Source organism: Pseudomonas sp. 39004 (genome assembly GCF_028682155.1).
GTDB lineage: Bacteria > Pseudomonadota > Gammaproteobacteria > Pseudomonadales > Pseudomonadaceae > Aquipseudomonas > Aquipseudomonas capeferrum.
Map to the genome: position 1 here is coordinate 1 of NZ_JANIAG010000314.1, position 2880 is coordinate 2880.

Annotated in this window: 3 protein-coding genes; 2 read left to right on the forward strand and 1 reads right to left on the reverse strand. The window is 63.6% G+C overall.

Annotation, left to right across the window (positions count from 1 at the left end; all coding sequences use genetic code 11):
* Positions 1-94: DUF6026 family protein (locus NP534_RS26485; protein WP_274100698.1), on the reverse strand; the 94-nt coding region annotated here is incomplete at its 3' end.
* Positions 95-298: 204 nt separating this feature from the next.
* On the opposite strand from NP534_RS26485, the gene gnd reads away from it, so the two are divergent.
* Together gnd and zwf are read left to right on the forward strand one after the other, a co-directional pair.
* Positions 299-1282 carry a phosphogluconate dehydrogenase (NAD(+)-dependent, decarboxylating) gene (gene gnd, locus NP534_RS26490; RefSeq protein ID WP_156310076.1) on the forward strand — a complete coding sequence of 328 codons (984 nt, stop codon included), beginning with the start codon at positions 299-301 and terminating at the stop codon, positions 1280-1282.
* Positions 1279-2784: a glucose-6-phosphate dehydrogenase gene (gene zwf, locus NP534_RS26495; protein WP_274100697.1), complete on the forward strand. Its 1506-nt coding sequence runs from the start codon at positions 1279-1281 to the stop codon at positions 2782-2784. The genes gnd and zwf overlap by 4 nt, the downstream gene beginning before the upstream one ends.
* Positions 2785-2880: the final 96 nt, after the last annotated feature.

The window sequence follows — 2880 nt, forward strand, 5'->3', positions numbered from 1 at the left end:
CTTCCGATCTTTCGTCCTTCAACTTACGCAGCTCATCACGGCGTACGGAGACATAGAGGGTCTGGGTTGGAGTAGCAGGCATCAAGGTACCCATGAGCACACCTCGCGGTTTTGGCTGGTGACAGTTAAAGCGTAGTCGCTTCACGCGGTGCGCATTCTGAATTCTTTCGCCGCCCATGGGAACTTTTTTGTTTATCGTGGTCTCGCCGTTCGTCGCTGAACCCTTGGGCGGTACGCTGGACTAATCTGAAACGCTTAACTGCATCATCATCCATTTTCGAAAGGGGAGCATCGGCTCATGCAACTGGGAATCGTCGGGCTGGGCCGCATGGGCGGCAATATCGCAAGGCGCCTGATGGGCGCCGGCCATCGCACCGTGGTGCACGACCGCAACCGCGACGCCGTCGTCGGGCTGGAGGGCGAGGGCGCACAAGGTGCCCACGACCTCGGCGCCCTGGTGCAAAAACTCAAGGCCCCGCGTGCGGTGTGGGTGATGTTGCCGGCCGGTGACCCTACCGAGCAGACCATTGCGCAACTGGCCGACCTGCTGGAACCGGGCGATGCGATCATCGACGGGGGCAACACCTTCTATAAAGACGACATGCGCCGTGCCGCCGATCTGGCAAAACGTGGCCTGCACTACCTGGACGTGGGCACCTCTGGCGGTGTGTGGGGGCTGGAGCGTGGCTACTGCATGATGATCGGGGGCGAAAAGGACGTGTTCGAGCGCCTCGAGCCGCTGTTCAAGGCCTTGGCGCCCGGCGTCGGCGACATCCCGCGTACCCATGGCCGCGAGGGCGAGCACCAGCGCGCCGAGCATGGCTACATCCACGCAGGCCCACCCGGTGCCGGGCACTACGTGAAGATGGTGCACAACGGCATCGAGTACGGCCTGATGCAGGCCTACGCCGAAGGCTTCGACTTGCTGCGCAGCAAGGGCGGCAACGAGCTGCCCGAAGACCAGCGCTTTGACCTCGACGTAGCCGAGATCGCTGAGGTCTGGCGCCGCGGCAGTGTGGTCACGTCCTGGTTGCTCGACCTTACCGCCGACGCGCTGGTGGCCGACCCGCAGTTGGCGCAGTTCAGTGGTTCGGTGTCCGACAGTGGCGAGGGCCGCTGGACCATCGATGCCGCTGTTGAGCAGGCCGTGCCAGTGCCGGTGCTGTCCAGCGCGCTGTTCGCTCGCTTCCGTTCGCGCCAGCAGCAGGGCACGTATGGCGACAAGATTCTCTCGGCCATGCGCCTGGGCTTTGGTGGGCATGTCGAGAAGAAAGGCGAATGACTAAACAGACGATCCCTGCAGCGCCTCCCTGCACCCTGTTTCTGTTCGGCGCCAATGGCGACCTGGTCAAGCGCCTGCTGATGCCGGCGCTGTACAACCTCAGCCGTGACGGGTTGCTGGACCGCAACCTGCGCATCGTCGGCGTCGATCACAATGCCGCCACCGCCGAGGCGTTCGCCGAGCGCCTGCACGCCTTCATGCTGGAGCGTGACAAGGGCGGCGAAGGCAGCGCCAAGTGCCTGGACGAAAAACTGTGGGCGCGGCTGGCCAAACGGCTGGACTACCAGACCGGCGACTTTCTTGACCCGGCCACGTACCAGGCGATTGCCAAGCGCATCGAAGCGACCCGTCATGGCAACGCGATCTTCTACCTGGCCACCTCGCCACGTTTCTTCCCCGAAGTGGCCCTGCGTCTGGGCCAGGCCGGCCTGCTCGACGAGTCGGCCGGGGGCTTTCGTCGCGTCGTGGTGGAGAAACCCTTCGGCACTGACCTTGCCAGCGCCGAGGCACTCAACGCCTGTTTGCTGAAGGTGATGGGCGAGCGGCAGATCTACCGCATCGACCATTACCTGGGTAAAGAGACGGTGCAGAACATTCTGGTCAGCCGCTTCTCCAACGGCCTGTTCGAGTCGTTCTGGAACAACCACTACATCGACCACGTGCAGATCACCGCCGCCGAGACCGTTGGCGTCGAAACCCGCGGTGCGTTCTATGACAACACCGGGGCCCTGCGCGACATGGTCCCCAATCACCTGTTCCAGTTGCTGGCGATGGTCGCCATGGAGCCTCCGGCGGCCTTTGGCGCCGATGCCGTGCGCGGCGAAAAGGCCAAGGTGGTCGGCGCCATTCGCCCGTGGTCGGCGAAGATGGCGCTGAAAAACTCGGTGCGTGGCCAGTACACGGCGGGCAAGCAGGGGCGCAAGCGCTTGCCCGGCTATCGCCAGGAAGCCAATGTCGGCGAAGGCAGCCAGACCGAGACCTACGTGGCGCTCAAGGTGATGATCGACAACTGGCGCTGGGCCGGCGTGCCGTTCTACCTGCGTACCGGCAAGCGCATGAGCGTGCGCGACACCGAGATCGCCATCTGCTTCAAGCCCGCGCCCTATGCGCAGTTCCGCGAGTCGGAGCTGGAGCGGCCCAAGCCCAACTACCTGAAGATCCAGATCCAGCCCAATGAGGGCATGTGGTTCGACCTGCAGGCCAAGCGCCCAGGGCCTGAGCTGGTGATGGAGAACGTCGAGCTGGGCTTTGCCTACAAGGACTTCTTCAAGATGACCCCGGCGACGGGCTACGAAACCTTGATCTACGACTGCCTGACCGGTGACCAGACGCTGTTCCAGCGGGCCGACAACATCGAGAACGGCTGGCGCGCGGTGCAGCCCTTTCTCGATGCCTGGGCCAACGATGGCGAAGTGCATGAATACCCGGCAGGTGAAGATGGGCCAGAGGCTGGCAATGAACTGCTGACCCGCGACAGGCGGGAATGGCACCGTTTGGGGTGACCTGATCAAGTTGGGTTGCCAGTGCCGGCCTCTTCGCGGGGCAAGCCCGCTCCCACATGCTTTATCCCTTACTGCTTGTCGACGACCCGGTCTCAG